Here is a 17,432-nt window from a genome sequence, read left to right as displayed (position 1 = left end):
GGCAAGGCATCCGGTGCGCCGGATGCGACACATATCGAGTGGATATGCGGACATCCGAGCACCGCAGAACGCTACCTTCCAGCCGCGCAGCGAGGTCATTCGAGGTGCCCGTATTTGTTATACTGGGCTTTTCAAGTATAAACGAAGCGTAAATGCAGCCGCAGACGGTTCTTCCCCTCGACACCGACCGCATGCTCGCCAGCGGACGGCGCACGCTCACCATCGAAGCGCAGGCACTGCACGCCCTGGCCGAGCGGCTCGACCCGACCTTCGTCGACGCGGTACGAACGATTCTCGGCGCGCGCGGCCGGGTCATCGTCACCGGGGTGGGAAAATCCGGCCACGTCGGACGCAAGATCGCCGCCACCCTCGCCTCGACCGGCACTCCCGCCTACTTCGTCCATGCCGCAGAGGCCGCGCACGGCGATCTCGGCATGATCACTCCCGACGACGTCGTCATCGCCATCTCCTACTCCGGCGCGAGCGACGAGGTGCTCATGATCCTGCCCGCCATCAAGCGCCAGGGAGCCGCCCTGATCGCCCTCACCGGTCGGCCGGACTCGCCGCTCGCGCGCCAGAGCGACGTGCACCTCGACGTGAGCGTGCGCGAAGAAGCCTGCCCGCACAACATCGCCCCGACCGCCAGCACCACCGCGGCGCTCGCCATGGGCGACGCGCTCGCGATCGCGCTATTGGAAGCGCGCGGCTTCGGTCCGGAGGATTTCGCCCGCTCGCACCCCGGCGGCGCGCTCGGGCGCCGGCTGCTCACGCGCGTGGCCGACGTCATGCGCCCGCGCCCCGACGTCCCGACCGCGCCGCCCAACGTTCCCCTCACCGAAGCGCTGCTCACCATGTCGCGCGGCGGCATGGGCATGGTCGCGGTGGTCGATGCCGACGACCGGCCGCTGGGCATCTTCACCGACGGTGACCTGCGCCGCACCATCGAACAGGGCGCCGACCTGCGCAGCGAGACGCTCGCGCAGCGCATGAACCCCTCGCCCAAGACCATCTCCCCCGAGGCGCTCGCCGCCGAAGCCGCGCGCCGCATGGAAGATGCGCGCATCAGCCAGATGCTGGTGGTCGAGGACGGCCAGCTCGTCGGGGCGCTGCACATGCACGACCTCATGCGCGCCAAGGTGCTGTGATGACCACCGCCACGGCCAAAGCCGCCCGCGTACGCCTGATGGGCTTCGACGTCGACGGCGTGCTCACCGACGGGCGCCTTTACTACGGCCCCGAGGGCGACACCCTCAAAGCGTTCCATACGCTCGACGGGCACGGACTCAAGCTGCTCGCCCGCGCCGGCATCGAACCGATCGTGATTTCCGGCCGAACCTCTGCCGCCCTGGCACGGCGCTGTGCCGAACTGGGCCTGCCGCTCGCCATGGGCATCGAAGACAAACGCAGCGAGATGGCCGCGCGACTCGCCGAGCGTGGGCTGGGATTCGAAGATGCCGGCTACATGGGCGACGACGTCGTCGACCTGCCGCTCATGCTTTCCTGCGGTTTCAGCGCGGCGCCGGCCGATGCGCACGAGCTCGTCAAATCGCGCGCCGACTGGATCGCTTCCCGTCCCGGCGGAGCCGGCGCCGTGCGCGAACTGTGCGACTTCCTGCTGCGCGCCCAAGGACGCTGGGACGAACTGCTGGCACCCTACCTTCACACCCCATGACCCCTACTCGCCCCGCCGTGCTCCTGCCGTTGCTTTTCGTCACGCTGCTTGCCGGATTCTCTTTCTGGCTCGAGCGGCGGGTGAACCTTCTCACCCAGCCCGCCCCCGTCGAACCCGCCGGCGAAGTCGATCTCGTCTCCGGCGGCCTGGTCATCGACGTCTATTCGGAGGCCGGACTGCCCATGCACCGCCTCATCGCCGAGCGCGCCACGCACTACCTGAGCGACGATCGCACCGCGCTCGAACACCCCCGTGTCACATCCCGGCGCGAGGACGTCTACTTCACCGGACAGGCGCAGCGCGCCGACGTCTTCGACGGTGGGCAACGGATCCATGCTCATGACGACGTGCTCGTCACCCGAGTGCTCGACGGAGAGGAAACCCGTTACCAAGGACAAATGCTCATCTGGTGGCCAGAAGAGGGACGCGCCCGCTCCGACCTGCCCGTCGTGATCACGCGCGGTGCGCGTCGCGCCAGCGGCGACCGGATGGAAGCGGAAGACCACCTCGCGAAGATCACGCTCATCGGCAACGCCCACGTGTTCTGGCCACCACCCCCCACGACCACCTCCAAGAACGCCGCATCGCCGCCGCTGGCGTCTCCCGCTCCCCGACGGAGTCCATCACGATGATCCCTATCCTTCAGCCGGAGACCTCGATCAAGCTGCTGCGCGGCTGCATGGCAGCGTTACGCGCTGCCCTGAAGCACACCCACGTTCATGAGACTCCCACCCCAAGCGCCTCACGCCTAGGGCGGCGGCCGCTCACGACGGTTTTTCTAGGCGCCCTGCTATTGCCCTTGTGGCTCGCCTTGGCCGCCGCGCCCGCGTATGCGGAAAAGGCCGACAAACAAAAACCCATCGAAATCGACGCCGACCGCATCCACGTCGACGACCGGCAAAAAATCCATATTTTCGAGGGCAACGTGCTCATGAAGCAGGGCACGCTGGAAATCCGGGGCGACCGCGTCGTGGTGACCCAAGACGAGCAGGGCTTCAAGACGGGTGTGGCCACCGCCCAAGGCGGCAGGCTCGCCACCTTCAAGCAGAAACGCGACAACAGCGACGAATGGGTCACCGGAGAAGCCGAGCGGCTCGAATACGACGCGCGCACCAACAAAGTAAAGCTCATCGGTCGGGCCCGCGCCACCTCGGGTCAGGACGAAGTGCGTGGCGCCTACATCGAGTACGACCAGAACACCGACCAGTACTACGTCACCACCGCCGGCGGCACCTCCAGTGCGCCATCGGGCCGTGTGCGTGCCGTGATTCAGCCGAAGAACACCGAGGAACAATGAATTTTTTCCACCCACGAGAGGAGCATTCCATGGACTACCAAAACATCATCGTCGAGACCCACGACCGCGTCGGCCTCATCCGGCTCAACCGCCCCAAGCAGCTCAATGCCCTCAACGATGCGCTCGTCGATGAACTGGGGCATGCGCTCGATGCCTTCGAGGCCGACGAAGGAATCGGCGCCATCGTCATCACCGGCAACGAAAAAGCCTTTGCCGCCGGGGCCGACATCGCCGCCATGGCCAATTTCTCCTACATGGACGCCTACAAGGGCAACTACATCACGCGCAACTGGGAACGCGTCAAGACCTGCCGCAAACCGGTGATCGCCGCGGTGGCCGGTTTCGCTCTGGGCGGCGGCTGCGAGCTCGCCATGATGTGCGACCTCATCATCGCCGCCGACAATGCCAAGTTCGGTCAGCCCGAAGTCAAGCTCGGCATCCTGCCCGGCGCCGGCGGCACCCAGCGCCTGCCGCGCGCCGTGGGCAAGGCCAAAGCGATGGAGCTGTGCCTCACCGGTCGTTTCATGGACGCCGAAGAAGCCGAGCGCAGCGGCCTGGTGGCGCGCGTGGTCCCGGCCGAGCGGCTGCTCGAAGACGCCCTCGAGACGGCCAAGACCATCGCCAGTTACTCGCTGCCAGTCGTCATGATGATCAAGGAGTGCGTCAATCGCGCCTACGAGAGCCCCCTCAACGAAGGTCTGCTCTTCGAACGCCGCATGTTCCATTCCAGCTTCGCCCTGGAAGACCAAAAGGAAGGCATGGCCGCTTTCCTCGAGAAACGCGCCCCACGATTCACCCATCGCTGAGCGCTCGAAAGCCGCCCCTACGGGGGCGGCTCATGTCGCGATACGGCAAACGAGAACCTTTCCCCTTCATTTGCATCCAAATCCCGGAAAATCCTTGTGTTCCATTGAGTTTGTGCATTGCACAAAAACGCTTGACAAGGCCCCGACCTTGAACTATAGTGGGATCGTTGCTGCATTGCAGCAATCTTTTCCATTCAAGGAGGACGTACCATGAACACCACCGTCGACACCCTCACCCAACGTGGCCGCCAACTCTCGGATGCGTGGCTCGCCGTGGCCAGCTCCGGATTCTCCGCGACCGAGCGGCTCATCGCGCTGCAGATGAACACTCTGCGCGAAGCGATCGAGCAGTCGCTCGCGCACGCCAAGCGCGTTGCCGAAACCAAAGACGCGCAGGAATTCTTCAAGCTGCAGCAAGAAGCCCTCACCCCCTCGATCGAGAAGACGCTCGCCTATCAGCGCAACGTCTACGAAGTGCTGCAGCAGAGCCAGACCGAGATCGCCAAAATCATCGAAACACAATTGGCCGAAGCCAACCGGCAAATGATCGAGCTGCTCGACAAGATGGCAAAATCTGCGCCCACCGGCGCCGAGACGGTCATCGCGGCAGCCAAGTCCGCCATCGCGGCGGCCAACAGCGCCTACGACAACCTCGCCAAGGCCGCCAAGCAAGTGGCCGAGATCGCCGAGGCCAACATGACTGCGGCAACCAGCGCCACCGTGAAGGCCGTGACGTCCGCCTCCCAGCAGCTCGCCACCAAAGCCGCCCCCGCGGCGACGGCAGCCAAGAAAACCACCCAGAGCGCGGCCTGAGTCGCACACTGGACGCGGTGCCGGGCACCGCGTTGCGTGAAACGCCCGCCATGCGCGGGCGTTTTGCTTTTCCCCTGCCGCCGGCTCTGCTAGGATAGCGTTTCGACCGAACTTCCTTCCTGCAGACCATGCGCTTTCTCCTCCCCCTCGTCCTCGCATTGGCGCTCGCCGGCTGCGGTGTGAAAGGACCGCTCTACCTGCCCCCACCTCCTGCCTCGGGGGAATCGAAATGAATTTCCCCATGCCGACGCTACGGGTCACGGCACGAGGACTCGCCCTCGAAGACGTTCCGCTCACGGCCATTGCCGCCGCCTACGGCACCCCTTGCTACGTCTATTCGCGTGCGGCGATCGAATCGGCGTTCGACCGCTATCGCACGGCGCTGCCGCCCGAACGCGCCGAGATCTGCTACGCCGTCAAGGCGAACGGCAATCTTTCGATCCTGCGGCTACTCGTCGCGCGCGGGGCGGGGTTCGACATCGTCTCCCGCGGCGAGCTCGAACGCGTGCTCGCCGCGGGCGGCGAAGCGCATCGCATCGTCTTCTCCGGCGTCGCCAAGGGTGCCGCCGAGATCCGCCGCGCGCTGGAAGTCGGGATCGGCGTGTTCAACGTCGAATCGGCGGCGGAACTCGCCCGTATCGCGCACATCGCCCGCGAACTGGGTCGGCGTGCCCCGGTGGCCCTGCGCATCAACCCCGACGTCGACCCCAAGACGCATCCCTACATCTCCACCGGGCTCAAGCGCAACAAATTCGGCATCCCCGTGGCGGAAGCACTCGAGCTCTACCGCCAGGCCAAGTCGGCACCGGAGATCGAGCTCATCGGCATCGCCTGCCACATCGGCTCGCAGCTGCTCGACCCTTCTCCCTTGTTGGAAGCCGCCGATCGCGTGAAAGACGCGGTAGCGCGGCTCGAGCGCGACGGCATTCGGCTGCGGCACATCGATCTGGGCGGGGGCCTGGGCATCCGTTACCGCGACGAGACCCCGCCCGACATCCCCGCCGTGCTGCGCGCGCTCGCCGATCGCTTTGCCGACCGCCCCGAACGACTGGTGTTCGAACCGGGACGATCCGTCGTCGGCAACGCGGGCTTGCTGCTCACGCGCGTCGAATACCTCAAACAGGGGGAAGAGCAGGACTTCGCCCTGGTCGATGCCGGCATGAACGACCTGATGCGCCCGGCGCTCTACGACGCCTGGCACGAGATCGTCCCGGTCGTGCCGCGACCGGGGCCGGTGCGCCGCTACGACGTGGTGGGGCCGGTGTGCGAATCGTCCGACTTCCTCGGCCGCGGGCGCGAACTCGCCCTCGAACCCGGGGATCTGCTCGCGGTACTCTCGGCCGGTGCCTACGGCATGGCCATGAGCTCGAACTACAACGCCCGGCCGCGGCCGGCCGAAGTGCTGGTGGACGGGGCGACACACCGCCTCATCCGCCGGCGCGAATCGATGGAGAGCCTGTGGGCGCCAGAAGAAACCTGACCTCGGCCATGCGCCTGCTGCTCGCCCTCCTCCTGTGGATGGGAGCGGGGCTCGTCCGCGCCCAATCCCTGCCCCCGCCGATCGCCGCCGCGCTCGAGCGGGCGCAGGTGCCGGTGCAGGCCGTCTCCCTCCTCGTGCAGCCGCTCGAAGGCGGTGCGCCGCTGCTGGCGGTGAACGAGACCGTGCCGCGCAACCCGGCCTCGGTGATGAAACTCGTCACCACCTTTGCCGCCTACGAAACCTTCGGGGCCCAGTATCGCTGGACGAGCCGCTTGGTGGCCCGCGGCCGCGTGCTCGGTCAGGAGCTCGTGGGTGATCTGGTTTTGCGCAGCGACGGCGACCCTTATCTCACTGCCGAGCGTGCATGGAAACTGCTGCGCACGGCGCGTGCCCTCGGTATCCACACGATCAGGGGTAGGTTGATACTGGAGGCCGACGGGCTGCGCATTCCCCCAACCGATCCCTTCGCTTTCGACGGCGACGGCTATCGTCCCTACAACACCCCGGCGAGCGCCGAGCTCGTCAATTTCAACACGGTGATCGTGCAGCTACAGCCCTCGTCCGACGGGGCGCGGGTGCTCGCCACGCTCCATCCGCCGCTTGCCGGCGTGAGCGTGGGTAACGCCCTGAAGATCGAAACCGGCGCCTGCCCGGCCGACGTCGTCAAACGCCTCGAGACGGGCGTGCAGGAAGATGCGCAAGGCGTGGCGATCACGCTCGCGGGTCGCTATCCGGCAAGCTGCGGCATCCGTTTCCTCGGGCTCTCGCCGCTACCCGCGGAGCGTTTCGCCTCGGCCATGCTCGAAGGCATCTGGCTCGAACTCGGCGGCCGGCTGCTGCCCGCCGACGCCCCCGCCCCGGCCGGAGGCGAATGGCTCGTGGCCACCGACGACTCGCCCACGCTCACCGAAATCGCGTATCAAATGAACAAGTGGTCGAGCAACCCGATCGCACGCCAGCTCCTCGCCCTCGTCGGCGCGCGTCGCATGCCGGTAGCGCCGGATCACGTCGCCGCTGGTGCGAGTGCCGTACGCTCGCTGCTCACCGAAGCGGGGATCGATCGCCACGGGGTGGTGTTGGAAAACGGCGCGGGGCTGTCGCGCGAAGAACGCATCACCGCCGCCGACCTCGCCCGCTTGCTGCAAACGGTCTGGAACCGCCCTTACGCGGCCGAATTCATCGCCACGCTGCCGGTGGCCGGCGTCGATGGCACGGCCCGGCGCCGTTTCAAGGATTCCCCCATCCGCGAGTGGGCTCACGTCAAAACGGGAACGCTGCGCGACGTGCGCGCGATCGCCGGTTTCGCCCAGAGCCAGTCCGGGACGCCTTACGTGATCGCCGCCGTCATCGAGCACGCGAATGCCGCTCAAGCCGGAGAGGCGCTCACGGCGCTCTTCGATTGGCTTTGGGCGCACTGATCCCCGTTCAGTCGGGCGAACCAGCATTGCACCTACGCCAAAGCTGGTTCATAATCCCGACCATTTCCTGCCATTGCGTGCCCGAGGAAACACTCGATGAACCGACCACCCCTTCGTCGCCGCGTACTGCGTACTACCCTCGCACTCTACGGCGCCGCCGTCGTCGGTCTAGCCGTGGCCGCTTTCTCCGACCAGGTACCGTACGCCCGCACCCCCCTCGTCACCGACCTCCCCCCGATCACCCTCACCCCTCCTGCTACCACCGATACGGCGCAGGCGTACGTGATTCGCGAGGCGTTTCGTCGCGGTGAGACGTTGCCCGCTTTCCTCGAGCGCATCGGTGCCGAAGACGAGGGGCTGCTCGACTATACCTCGCTCGATGAAGAGGTCCGCGCCATCCAGCGGCAACTCCGTGCACACTCCACCGCCACGGTACGCCTTCGCGCCGACGGTCGGGTCGATTCTCTGATCCTGCCACTCGTCAGCGGCGCACGCGTCGCCATCCACCGAGCCGACGACGGCTTTCGCATGGCCCCTGTCGGCACCGAGAACGACGACGGCACCGCCTTTCTCGAATTACGCCAGGGGGTGATCACGCACTCGCTCTTTGCCACCGCCTCCGAGATCGGCATGCCCGATGCGGTCGCCTCCAAGCTCGCCGAGATCTTCGGCACCCAGATCGATTTCTCACGCGACCTGCGTGTGGGCGATTCTTTCGCCGTGATCTACGAAACGAAACTCGACGCCGAAGGGCTGCCGCAACCGGGCGAGATCGTCGCTGCCGAATTCGTCAATCAGGGCAAGCGCCACGTCGTGCTGCGCTACGACCTTCCCGGCGGCAAAAGCGGCTACTACACCCCGGACGGTCGAGTGCTCGGCACGGGTTTTCTGCGCTACCCCCTGCGTTTCACTCGCGTGAGTTCGAATTTCGGCGGCCGTTTCCATCCCATCAAACGGGAATGGCGCCACCATGCCGGTACCGACTTCGCTGCCCCTCCTGGCACGCCGGTGATGGCCGCCTCCGACGGCGTGGTAAAGTTCGCCGGCTGGCAGAACGGCTACGGCAACTTCGTACTCCTCGAGCACCGCAGCGGCTATGTCACCGGCTATGGCCACCTCAAAGGATTCGCGCCGGGTCTCAGGGCGGGCAAGCGCGTCTCTCAGGGCGACGTGATCGGTTACGTCGGCTCCACCGGTTGGGCCACCGGCCCGCACCTGCACTATGAAGTACGCATCAACGGCAAACCGCAGGATCCGCTCAAAATCGCCCTGCCCGCCCCCGAGCCGCTGCCAGAACGCGAACTCGCCCGCTTCCGTCAACAAACGGCACCGCTGCTGGAAAAAATCGCGCTGCTCACCCGCACGCCGGTCGAAGTCGCCGCAGCCGATTGAACCGGGAACGCGCGGGAAGCGGCCCGTGCGAGCGGCGCCAAGGTCGAGCGCCCAAGCACGGTGGGCTGCTCTCCCGTCGCAAGGACGGGCGGGCATCCGGGCAGCGTTGCGTTTCTCTGGGTAGGCTATTCGCCGCGCTCTTAGCAGAAACACTCGGCCGTGGCCAAGAACGGCGCCGCACGGTCCTTGTCGGACACGACAGGCTCCATCCCCAGATCCGGCCAGGCGATCGCCAGCGTCGGGTCGTCGTAGCGCAGCGACCGGTCGCACTGGGGCGCGTAATAATCGGTCGTCTTGTAGAAAAGCCGCGCGTATTCGGAAAGCGCGAGGAAACCGTGGGCGAATCCGGGCGGAATCCACAGCTGGCGCTTGTTCTCGTCGGAGAGCTCTGCGGCCACCCAGCGCCCAAACGTGGGCGAGCTGCGGCGCAGGTCGACGGCCACGTCGAACACCGCCCCCTCGGTGCAGCGCACCAGCTTTCCTTGCGCGTGCGGCGGCAGCTGATAATGCAGGCCGCGCAGCACGCCGCGGCGCGAGCGCGATTCATTGTCCTGCACGAAGTCGACCTCGAGCCCCGTGGCAGCGAGGAACGCGCGCCGATTGTAGGCTTCGAAGAAATAGCCGCGCGCATCGCCGTGCACCACCGGCTCGAGCAGGATCACCTCGGGAATCTCGAGCGCCATTGCACGCATCATGCCGCCCCCCGCCCCTGTTCGAGCAGCTGGCGCAGATAGCGTCCGTAGCCGCTCTTGCCCAGCCGTTCGGCCTGACGCAGGAGCCCCGCGTCGTCGATCCAGCCCTGCATCCAGGCGATTTCTTCCAGACAGGCGATTTTCAGCCCTTGGCGCCGTTCGATGGTGGCGATGAACTGCCCGGCCTCGAGCAGCGAATCGTGCGTGCCGGTATCGAACCAGGCATAGCCGCGCCCCATGAGTTCGACCGCGAGTCGCCCTTCCTGCAGGTAGCTGCGATTGAGGTCGGTGATCTCCAGCTCGCCGCGCGCCGAGGGGCGCAGCGCCCGCGCGCGCTCGACCACGCTGCCGTCGTAGAAGTAGAGCCCGGTGACGGCGTAGTTCGATCTGGGGCGGACGGGCTTCTCCTCGATGTCGACCACGCGCCCGGTGGCGTCGAATGCAACCACGCCATAGCGCTCCGGATCCTGCACGTGATAGGCGAAGACGGTGGCGCCCTGCTCGCGCGCATCCGCCGCGACGAGGAGCTGCGGCAGGTCGTGGCCGTAGAAGAGGTTGTCCCCCAGCACCAGGGCCGAAGAGGCGCCGGCAAGGAAGGTTTCGCCGATGAGAAACGCCTGCGCGAGTCCGTCGGGCGAGGGCTGCTCGGCGTAGGACAAGGACACCCCCCAAGCGCTGCCATCGCCCAGGAGCTGGGCGAAACGCGGCGTGTCCTGGGGCGTGGAGATCACCAGGATGTCGCGGATGCCGGCGAGCATCAGGGTAGACAGCGGATAGTAGATCATCGGCTTGTCGTAGACCGGCAGCAACTGCTTGGAGACGGCCAGCGTCGAGGGATAGAGCCGGGTGCCGGAACCGCCGGCGAGGATGAGGCCCTTGCGGAAAGAAGTCGGATTCATGATTTCTGCATCAATGGGGATAGAAGGGACAGCGGCTCGGCGAGCACGGCCACCGTACGCGCCACCTCGTCCTGCCAGGGCGGCAGCCGCAGGCCGAAGGTGGTGGCAAGCCGCGTGGTGTCGAGCCGGGAATTGGCCGGGCGCGGGGCCGCGGTCGGATAATCGGCGCTGGCGATCGGCTCGAGGCGCTCGAGCACGAGTGGCCAGCCGGCCGCGCGCGCACGCTCGAAAACGAAGGCGGCGTAGTCGTACCAGCTGGCCTCACCGGTAGGCGCGAGGTGGTAGAGACCAGTGGGGCAGGCATCGGGCGCGCTGCGCAGCCGGCGCACCAGCTCGGCGCTCACTGCGGCAACGAGCCCGGTGCCGGTGGGTGCGCCCACCTGGTCGGCCACCACGCGCACCACGGGTCGGCTCGCGCCCAGGCGCAGCATGGTTTTGAGGAAATTGGCTCCGTGCAGCCCGTAGAGCCAGCTCACCCGCAGAATGAGTGCACGGGCGCCGCTTTCGAGCACGAATACTTCGCCGGCACGCTTGCTGCGGCCATAAGCGTTCACCGGCCGGGGCACATCGTCCTCGCGCCAAGGGCGCTGCCCCGTACCGTCGAAGACGTAGTCGGTGGAATAGTGCATGAGCCAGGCACCGTGCGCCGCGGCCCAGCGGGCGAGTTCTCCGGGCATTTCGGCGTTGAGCCGCCAGGCGAGCGCCGTTTCCGTCTCGGCCCGATCCACCGCGGTGTAGGCCGCGGCATTGACGATGCCCTGAGGGCGCAGGGCATCGAGCCGCGCCCGCAGGGCCGCCGCATCGCCGAGATCGAGCTCGGCGCGTGAAGGGGCGACGAGCGGGGCCTGCAGCGCCAGGAGCGGGGCGAGTGCCCAGCCGAGCTGACCGCTCGCGCCCAGCAGGAGGATGGGGGCCTCGCTCATTGCGCCGACAAAGCGGCGCCGTAGTGGCGCGAGAGCCACTCGCGATACGCGCCGGAAGTGACGTGCTCGACCCAGTCGCGATGCGTGAGATACCAGCGCACCGTTTTTTCGATGCCGGTATCGAACGTTTCCGCCGGCCGCCAACCGAGCTCGCGCTCGATTTTGCGCGCATCGATCGCGTAGCGCCGGTCATGCCCCGGACGGTCGGTGACGAAAGTGATCTGCTCGGTGTACGAGCGGCCGTCGGCGCGCGGCGCAAGCGCATCGAGCCAGCGACACAAGGTGTGCACCACCTCGAGATTGGTGCGCTCGTTCCAGCCGCCGATGTTGTAGGTCTGCCCCGGCCGGCCCGCCTCCAGCACGCGCCTGAGCGCGGCCGTATGATCGCCCACGTAGAGCCAGTCGCGCACCTGCTGCCCGTCGCCGTAGATGGGTAGCGGCTCGCCGGCGAGCGCGCGCGTCAGGCACAGCGGGATGAGCTTTTCCGGGAACTGATAGGGGCCGTAGTTGTTGGAGCAGTTCGTGGTGATCGTCGGCAGACCATAAGTGTGATGGAAAGCGCGCACGAAGTGATCCGCCCCGGCCTTGCTCGCCGCGTAAGGCGAATTGGGCGCGTAGGGCGTGGTCTCGGTGAAGGGCGGATCGTCCGGGCCGAGCGAGCCATAGACTTCGTCGGTGGAGACGTTGACGAAGCGAAAGGTCGAGCGCTCTGGTTCGGGCAGCCCTTCCCAATGGGCCCGCGCCGCCTCCAGCAGCCGCAAGGTGCCCAGCACGTTGGTGCGCGCGAAAGCCTCGGGCCCATGGATGGAGCGATCGACGTGCGATTCGGCGGCAAAATGCACCACGGCGCGCACCCGGTGCCGTTCGAGCAGAGAGCGCACGAGGTCCCGATCGGCGATATCGCCGTGTACGAAGACGTGGCGCGGATCGTCCTCGAGCGAGGCGAGGTTCTCCAGATTGCCCGCATAGGTGAGGGCGTCGAGGTTTACCAGGGGCTCGTCATGGCGCGCGAGCCAGTCGAGCACGAAGTTGCTGCCGATGAAGCCGGCGCCGCCGGTCACGAGGATCGTCATGGTCGGTACGGGTCGCGGAAAAGCGCGATGATACCAATTTCACCCCTCCATGTCGCGCGTGTAGCCCGCCCAACCGATGATGAGGCGCACCCAGCCGAGCACCACCCAGCTCAATGCCTTGCGCCAGCGGGGCAGCCGCGCGACCCCCTCTTCGTCAAGGCGCACCGCGCCCTGCGCCACGTGCCGCTCGATCCGTGCACGCAGATCTGTGCTGAACCCCGGGTCATCCACCCAGACGTTGGCCTCGCGCGCCATGAAGAGGCTGAAGGGATCGATGTTGCTCGAGCCCACCGTGGAATAACGACCGTCGAACACCGCCACCTTGGCGTGCATCTCGGTGGCATGATATTCCCACAGTTCGATGCCATGGCGCAGCAGCCAGGGATAGAGGGCGCGCGTGGCCTGCGACAGGATGGGATGATCGCTCAGTCCCTGCAGGACGAGGCGCACCCGCACGCCCCGCGCCGTACAGGCCGCCAGCGCCCGGCGAAAGCGTTTGCCGGGAAAGAAGTAGGCACAGGCGATCCAGACCTCCTCGCGGGCGCGCGCGAGCATCTGCAGATAGGCGTGCTCGATGTCGTGACGATGGCGCCAGTTGTCACGCAGCACCAGGGCAGCGCGATGGGGTCCGGCCGGGTCGATCCTCGCGGCTGCCGTGAGGCGAGGCTCAGGAGGAGGGCGGCGCTTGACGTTGGTCCAGTAGACCAGGCGCCACAGGCGGCGCATCGCCTGTTGCACCGAACGCACGAGCGGCCCCTCGATCCGCACGGCGTAATCCCACCGCGGTTGGCGGGTCCGGCGCCCGGGCAGACGGGTGAAATCCGAGATAATGTTGATGCCGCCGACGAAGGCGACGCGTCCGTCGCAGCAGACGAGCTTGCGGTGCAGGCGCCGCAGGCGATGGCGCCGGGGGATGAACCAGGGGCCACGCAGCGGGCGATAGACTTCGACCTCCACGCCCGCGGCCGCCACGCCGTGCATCCGCTGCAAGACGAAATCACGGCTGCCGAAGCCATCGACCAGGAGATGAGCGCGCACGCCCCGGGCCACTGCCCGCACCAGCGCCGCGAGCACCGCCTCGCCGATTTCGTCACATTCGAAGATGTAGGTCTCGAGCCGCACCTCCTCGCGAGCCGCATCGATCGCCTGCAGCAGCGCCGGGAAGAATTCCGCGCCGTTCTCCAGCAACTGGAGACGGTTACCGGGTAAAAAATCCAGAGGCACGCCCGAGCCTCCCCGCGCCCCCGGCACTCATCGCCGCTCCACGTCGAATTCGATCCACAAGGGAAGATGATCCGAGAGACGCGACCAAGGACGCCCGCGCAGAACATGCGCTTCACGCACCGTACCGCCGCGCACGTAGAGCCGATCGAGCCGGCCGATCGCCAGGCCGCGCGCGGGATAGGTTCGCGGCGGCGCGCGGCGTCCGGCAGCGGTAAAAGCATCTTGCAAGCCCAAGGGCAGAGCGAGGAGCTCTTCCGCCGCTCGACCCCAGTCGTTGAAGTCCCCGCCCACGACGACCGGCGCCTGCGGGGGCAAGGCGGCGATCAGCTCACGCAGCCGCTCGAGTTGCTGCCGACGCCAATGGGCCCGCAGCCCGAGATGAACGCAAAAGACATGCAAGACGACGCCGTTGGGCAAGCTGAAGGCGCAATGCAGGATGCCGCGGCTCTCCCAGCGGTGCGCCGAGACGTCGTGATTGGCCCAGTCCTGCACCGGGAAGCGCGACAGCACCGCGTTGCCGTGATGCCCCAGCTCGTGGAACCGGTTGCCGCCGTAGATGCGCTCGGGCAGACGTTCATCGGCCAGGAACTGATACTGCGGCTGAGCCGGCCACTGGGGATGGCGCTGCGCATGACCCAGGTGCACGCCCTGCACCTCCTGCAGCAGCACCAGATCGGGGCTGAGCGCATGCAGCGCCTCGCGCATCTCGGCGATGGTCAGTCGGCGGTTGAAAGGACCCCAACCTTTGTGGATGTTGTAGCTCACGATGCGCAGGCGGCACACCGTCGGCGAGGGCGCCGGCTCGCGGGAAGGTAGATGATGACCCATGGGGCGTAGCCGGCGCCACCAGGGTCGCTGCTTTTTCCCCTGCCGGCTCAGGTTGCCGCCAGCATCCGCTCCAGCGCCACTTTCGCCCATCGGGCCGTCTCCTCGGGCACGGCGATGCGATTGACCACCCGCCCCTGAACCAGATTGTCGAGCGTCCAGGCGAGATGCTGCGGGTCGATGCGCTGCATCGTCGAACACATGCACACCACCCCGCCCATGAATTGCACCGTCTTGCCCTGCGGCGCCATCTCCTCGGCCAGACGACTGACCAGGTTGAACTCGGTGCCCACCAGCCATTCGGTGCCCGCCGGGGCGGCGCGGATCGTGCTCTGGATGAATTCGGTCGAACCGACGTAGTCGGAAGCCAGGCACACTTCGAAGGCGCACTCGGGGTGCGAAATGACGTAGCCGTGCGGATGCTTGGCCCGCCAGCGATCGATCTGCGCCTTGGTAAACATCTGATGCACCGAGCAGTGCCCTTTCCATAGCAGGATGGTGGCCCGCCGAATCTGCTGCGGCGTCAAACCGCCGTAAGGCAGATCGGGATCCCACACCAGCATGTCCTCCAGCGGGATACCGCGCTTGTAGCCGGTCCAGCGCCCCAGATGCTGGTCGGGGAAGAAGAGGAGCTTGGGGCGTCTCGCCAGAGCCCACTCCATGATGTGCGGCGCGTTGGTCGAGGTGCACACGATGCCGCCGTGGCGGCCGCAGAAGGCCTTGAGATCGGCCGCGGAATTGATGTAGGTGACCGGCGTATAGACCTCGGCCGGATCGCCGTCGAGCACCTCGCCCAGTTCTCGCCAGGCGCGCGTGACCTTGGCGAGATCGGCCATGTCGGCCATGGAACAACCGGCGGCCAGATCCGGCAGGATCGCCACCTGCTCGGGCTGCGACAGGATATCCGCGACCTCGGCCATGAAATGCACGCCGCAGAAAACGATGTAACGCGAGGAAGTCTGCGCGGCGAGCCGGGCGAGCTTGAGCGAATCGCCGGTGAGATCGGCGTGCCGATAGACGTCGGCGCGCTGGTAGTGGTGGCACAGAATCACCGCCTCTTCGCCCAGGCGCGATCGCGCCGCGAGGATGCGCTCCTGCGCCTGCTCGTCGCTCATCGCCGCGTAGGGCGCGAACGGCAAGGCTTTCTCGAGAATCGTCGTCATCTCCTCCCTCCCAAAGGGCATCGATTCAACTTTGCACCCACGGCAGACCGTGAAACTTCCATCCCCCCACCGTTCCCCGATGCCCGGCGGCGTCTTTCGCACCCTCGAAGCCTTCGAGCACGTTGTAACACGAAGTAAAACCCGCCGCCGTAGCCACACGCGCCGCCTGATCGGAACGGCCACCCGAGCGACACAAGAACATCACCAAGGACTCGGGGTCGACCTGGGCCCGAAGGTGGGTGAGGAAATCGGGATTCGGCATCAAGTCGGGATAGTGCAGCCATTCGATCTCCACGGCACCGGGAATACGGCCTACCCAATCCCACTCGGCGCGGGTACGGCAATCGACGAGTACCGCGCCGGGCGCCGTTTGCCACACCAAAAACGCCTCGGGGGGCGTCAAAGCCCCGGCGTAGGGCAGGCCGAAGCGCTCGGCGCGCTCGCCGGCAAGCGCTAGAATATCGTGCAGATTTCCCACGGCGTCCTCCATGAGCTCCGAATCTAGTATACCGCCTCCACTGCCCAACGCAGCGCGGATGCGCGGCAACGCCATCGCCCGCGCCAGTCTCACGGCCATGGCCATCAACGCCATCCTGGCCATATTGCAGATCATCATCGGGCTAGCCGCCAACGCGTTCAGCCTCGTGGCCGATGCGATCCATACCCTCGCCGACCTCACCACCGACGCCATGGTGAGCTGGGCCGGGCGCAGCGGCGGCGCTCCGCCCGACGACAACCATCCCTACGGACACGGGCGTTTCGAAACGTTTGCCAGCTTCGTTCTCGGGCTCGTACTGCTGGGGGTGGGCTGCGGCTTCCTGTGGGCGGCGGGCATGCGGCTGCAGACGCTCGAGCACGCCCCGCCGATCGAAACCGCGGCCTTCGTCATGGCGCTCATCACACTGCTCGCCAAAGAAGGCATGTTCCATTGGCTACGCCGCCGCGGACGCGCCCTCAAGGCGCAGGTGCTGGAGGCCGCCGCCTGGCACGCCCGCTCGGATGCCGCCTCCTCGCTCGTCGTGGCGATCGGCATCGGCGGCAGCCTCGCCGGCTACCGTTTTCTCGAACTCCTGGCCGCCGCGCTCGTCGGCTTCATGATCGCCTCCATGGGCGTGCGCTTTGCCTACCGAGCGGTGCGCGAGCTCGTCGACACCGGGCTCGATCCGGAAGAAGTCGCCCGCATCGCCGAAGCGATCCGCACCACCCCCGGCGTCGAAGATCTGCACCAGATCCGCACGCGGCGCATGGCCGACCGCATCCTCTTGGATGCGCACATCCAGGTCGCTCCTCGCCTGTCGGTCTCCGAAGGTCACCGCGTGGCCGACCTCGTATTTGCCCGCCTCAAGGAACGCTTCCCCCACCTCGACGATGCGCTGATCCACGTCGACCACGAAAACGACATGACCCGTCCGCCCGGGCAGATGCAAGCCCTCACCGATCGCACCGAATTGGTGCAAGAGCTACGCGCACTGCCCGCTTTCGCTGCCGCCACCCCAGACTGGATCATCCTGCACTACCAGGGTGGGCGTACCCATCTCGACCTACAGATCCCGGCCGAACAGGCGCCATTCCTGCTTGCCACGGATCGAACGGCGCTTTTTTCACAGCTCGAATCCCTGCGCCAGCGCCACCCCGATCTCGCCACGATCCGACTCTTCGTCGAAATTGCACCAGAAAAGTGCATACCAAAGGCCGAATCGCACGAATCCAGTGCATGATCGATACCGCCGGGCTGCACTCGTCCCGACGAAATGC

19 protein-coding genes are annotated in these 17,432 nt (G+C 66.7%); 11 read left to right on the top strand and 8 right to left on the bottom strand.

Translation table 11 applies throughout. The features are described 5' to 3' along the window. The first annotated feature begins 152 nt into the window (after positions 1-152). The 10 genes from EPD81_RS07795 to EPD81_RS07750 all read left to right on the top strand — a co-directional run bounded on the left by EPD81_RS07795 (position 153) and on the right by EPD81_RS07750 (position 8,878). A complete protein-coding gene (locus EPD81_RS07795) occupies positions 153-1,145 on the top strand; it encodes an SIS domain-containing protein (RefSeq protein ID WP_142804888.1) in 993 nt (330 codons plus the stop codon). Continuing rightward, the gene (locus tag EPD81_RS07790) at positions 1,145-1,672 is read left to right on the top strand and encodes an HAD family hydrolase (protein ID WP_142804887.1); all 528 of its coding nucleotides are present in this window, start codon (positions 1,145-1,147) and stop codon (positions 1,670-1,672) included. Before EPD81_RS07795 ends, EPD81_RS07790 begins: the two co-directional genes overlap by 1 nt. Then, positions 1,669-2,304 carry an LPS export ABC transporter periplasmic protein LptC gene (gene lptC, locus EPD81_RS07785; RefSeq protein ID WP_142804886.1) on the top strand — a complete coding sequence of 212 codons (636 nt, stop codon included), beginning with the start codon at positions 1,669-1,671 and terminating at the stop codon, positions 2,302-2,304. Before EPD81_RS07790 ends, lptC begins: the two co-directional genes overlap by 4 nt. After that, entirely contained in the window at positions 2,301-2,969 is a 669-nt protein-coding gene (gene lptA / locus EPD81_RS07780) for a lipopolysaccharide transport periplasmic protein LptA (protein ID WP_221928861.1), read from the top strand. The genes lptC and lptA overlap by 4 nt, the downstream gene beginning before the upstream one ends. 29 nt (positions 2,970-2,998) lie before the next feature. After that, positions 2,999-3,775, top strand: a complete 777-nt coding sequence (locus tag EPD81_RS07775; protein WP_142804885.1) for an enoyl-CoA hydratase — start codon at positions 2,999-3,001, stop codon at positions 3,773-3,775. Positions 3,776-3,985: 210 nt separating this feature from the next. Then, positions 3,986-4,588 carry a TIGR01841 family phasin gene (phaP, locus tag EPD81_RS07770; protein ID WP_142804884.1) on the top strand — a complete coding sequence of 201 codons (603 nt, stop codon included), beginning with the start codon at positions 3,986-3,988 and terminating at the stop codon, positions 4,586-4,588. Between the two features lie 128 nt (positions 4,589-4,716). Continuing rightward, positions 4,717-4,821 (top strand): lipoprotein, encoded by a 105-nt coding sequence (locus EPD81_RS07765; RefSeq protein ID WP_142804883.1) that lies wholly within the window; start codon positions 4,717-4,719, stop codon positions 4,819-4,821. Then, positions 4,818-6,068: a diaminopimelate decarboxylase gene (gene lysA / locus EPD81_RS07760; RefSeq protein ID WP_142804882.1), complete on the top strand. Its 1,251-nt coding sequence runs from the start codon at positions 4,818-4,820 to the stop codon at positions 6,066-6,068. The genes EPD81_RS07765 and lysA overlap by 4 nt, the downstream gene beginning before the upstream one ends. Beyond that, a complete protein-coding gene (gene dacB / locus EPD81_RS07755; protein WP_142804881.1) occupies positions 6,047-7,486 on the top strand; it encodes a D-alanyl-D-alanine carboxypeptidase/D-alanyl-D-alanine-endopeptidase in 1,440 nt (479 codons plus the stop codon). The genes lysA and dacB overlap by 22 nt, the downstream gene beginning before the upstream one ends. A 96-nt stretch (positions 7,487-7,582) precedes the next feature. After that, a complete protein-coding gene (locus tag EPD81_RS07750) occupies positions 7,583-8,878 on the top strand; it encodes a M23 family metallopeptidase (RefSeq protein WP_142804880.1) in 1,296 nt (431 codons plus the stop codon). 140 nt (positions 8,879-9,018) lie between these two features. On the opposite strand, the gene rfbC is transcribed toward EPD81_RS07750, so the two are convergent. The 8 genes from rfbC to EPD81_RS07710 all read right to left on the bottom strand — a co-directional run bounded on the left by rfbC (position 9,019) and on the right by EPD81_RS07710 (position 16,155). Continuing rightward, a complete protein-coding gene (rfbC, locus tag EPD81_RS07745; RefSeq protein WP_142804981.1) occupies positions 9,019-9,570 on the bottom strand; it encodes a dTDP-4-dehydrorhamnose 3,5-epimerase in 552 nt (183 codons plus the stop codon). Further along, on the bottom strand, positions 9,570-10,469 hold the full coding sequence (gene rfbA / locus EPD81_RS07740; RefSeq protein WP_142804879.1) for a glucose-1-phosphate thymidylyltransferase RfbA: 900 nt from the start codon (positions 10,467-10,469) through the stop codon (positions 9,570-9,572). The genes rfbC and rfbA overlap by 1 nt, the downstream gene beginning before the upstream one ends. After that, on the bottom strand, positions 10,466-11,392 hold the full coding sequence (gene rfbD, locus EPD81_RS07735) for a dTDP-4-dehydrorhamnose reductase (RefSeq protein WP_142804878.1): 927 nt from the start codon (positions 11,390-11,392) through the stop codon (positions 10,466-10,468). The genes rfbA and rfbD overlap by 4 nt, the downstream gene beginning before the upstream one ends. After that, positions 11,389-12,465 carry a dTDP-glucose 4,6-dehydratase gene (gene rfbB / locus EPD81_RS07730; protein ID WP_142804877.1) on the bottom strand — a complete coding sequence of 359 codons (1,077 nt, stop codon included), beginning with the start codon at positions 12,463-12,465 and terminating at the stop codon, positions 11,389-11,391. The genes rfbD and rfbB overlap by 4 nt, the downstream gene beginning before the upstream one ends. A 39-nt stretch (positions 12,466-12,504) precedes the next feature. Beyond that, entirely contained in the window at positions 12,505-13,689 is a 1,185-nt protein-coding gene (clsB, locus tag EPD81_RS07725) for a cardiolipin synthase ClsB (RefSeq protein WP_221929272.1), read from the bottom strand. A 27-nt stretch (positions 13,690-13,716) separates the two neighbouring features. Further along, a complete protein-coding gene (locus EPD81_RS07720; RefSeq protein WP_221929271.1) occupies positions 13,717-14,607 on the bottom strand; it encodes an endonuclease/exonuclease/phosphatase family protein in 891 nt (296 codons plus the stop codon). After that, the gene (gene nadA / locus EPD81_RS07715; protein WP_370456500.1) at positions 14,565-15,629 is read right to left on the bottom strand and encodes a quinolinate synthase NadA; all 1,065 of its coding nucleotides are present in this window, start codon (positions 15,627-15,629) and stop codon (positions 14,565-14,567) included. The genes EPD81_RS07720 and nadA overlap by 43 nt, the downstream gene beginning before the upstream one ends. 73 nt (positions 15,630-15,702) lie before the next feature. Beyond that, the gene (locus tag EPD81_RS07710) at positions 15,703-16,155 is read right to left on the bottom strand and encodes a rhodanese-like domain-containing protein (RefSeq protein WP_142804978.1); all 453 of its coding nucleotides are present in this window, start codon (positions 16,153-16,155) and stop codon (positions 15,703-15,705) included. A gap of 10 nt (positions 16,156-16,165) precedes the next feature. Between EPD81_RS07710 and EPD81_RS07705 the strand changes: the two genes are divergently transcribed. After that, a complete protein-coding gene (locus EPD81_RS07705; RefSeq protein WP_142804875.1) occupies positions 16,166-17,395 on the top strand; it encodes a cation diffusion facilitator family transporter in 1,230 nt (409 codons plus the stop codon). Positions 17,396-17,432 lie beyond the last annotated feature (37 nt).

The sequence above is a fragment of the Tepidiphilus sp. J10 genome (genome assembly GCF_006980785.1).
In the GTDB taxonomy this organism is placed as follows: domain Bacteria; phylum Pseudomonadota; class Gammaproteobacteria; order Burkholderiales; family Rhodocyclaceae; genus Tepidiphilus; species Tepidiphilus olei.
This window is presented reverse-complemented; position numbering and strand designations above follow the sequence as displayed.

Excerpts from the sequence above, each read along its gene's own strand:
- lptC (WP_142804886.1), top strand. The coding sequence starts at position 1,669 with ATGACCCCTACTCGCCCCGCCGTGCTCCTGCCGTTGCTTTTCGTCACG.
- phaP (WP_142804884.1), top strand. The coding sequence starts at position 3,986 with ATGAACACCACCGTCGACACCCTCACCCAACGTGGCCGCCAACTCTCG.
- EPD81_RS07765 (WP_142804883.1), top strand. The coding sequence starts at position 4,717 with ATGCGCTTTCTCCTCCCCCTCGTCCTCGCATTGGCGCTCGCCGGCTGC.
- EPD81_RS07705 (WP_142804875.1), top strand. The coding sequence starts at position 16,166 with ATGAGCTCCGAATCTAGTATACCGCCTCCACTGCCCAACGCAGCGCGG.
- rfbC (WP_142804981.1), bottom strand. The coding sequence starts at position 9,570 with ATGCGTGCAATGGCGCTCGAGATTCCCGAGGTGATCCTGCTCGAGCCG.
- nadA (WP_370456500.1), bottom strand. The coding sequence starts at position 15,629 with ATGAGCGACGAGCAGGCGCAGGAGCGCATCCTCGCGGCGCGATCGCGC.
- rfbA (WP_142804879.1), bottom strand. The coding sequence starts at position 10,469 with ATGAATCCGACTTCTTTCCGCAAGGGCCTCATCCTCGCCGGCGGTTCC.
- lptA (WP_221928861.1), top strand. The coding sequence starts at position 2,301 with ATGATCCCTATCCTTCAGCCGGAGACCTCGATCAAGCTGCTGCGCGGC.
- rfbB (WP_142804877.1), bottom strand. The coding sequence starts at position 12,465 with ATGACGATCCTCGTGACCGGCGGCGCCGGCTTCATCGGCAGCAACTTC.
- rfbD (WP_142804878.1), bottom strand. The coding sequence starts at position 11,392 with ATGAGCGAGGCCCCCATCCTCCTGCTGGGCGCGAGCGGTCAGCTCGGC.
- lysA (WP_142804882.1), top strand. The coding sequence starts at position 4,818 with ATGAATTTCCCCATGCCGACGCTACGGGTCACGGCACGAGGACTCGCC.
- EPD81_RS07775 (WP_142804885.1), top strand. The coding sequence starts at position 2,999 with ATGGACTACCAAAACATCATCGTCGAGACCCACGACCGCGTCGGCCTC.
- EPD81_RS07790 (WP_142804887.1), top strand. The coding sequence starts at position 1,145 with ATGACCACCGCCACGGCCAAAGCCGCCCGCGTACGCCTGATGGGCTTC.
- EPD81_RS07750 (WP_142804880.1), top strand. The coding sequence starts at position 7,583 with ATGAACCGACCACCCCTTCGTCGCCGCGTACTGCGTACTACCCTCGCA.
- EPD81_RS07720 (WP_221929271.1), bottom strand. The coding sequence starts at position 14,607 with ATGGGCGAAAGTGGCGCTGGAGCGGATGCTGGCGGCAACCTGAGCCGG.
- EPD81_RS07795 (WP_142804888.1), top strand. The coding sequence starts at position 153 with ATGCAGCCGCAGACGGTTCTTCCCCTCGACACCGACCGCATGCTCGCC.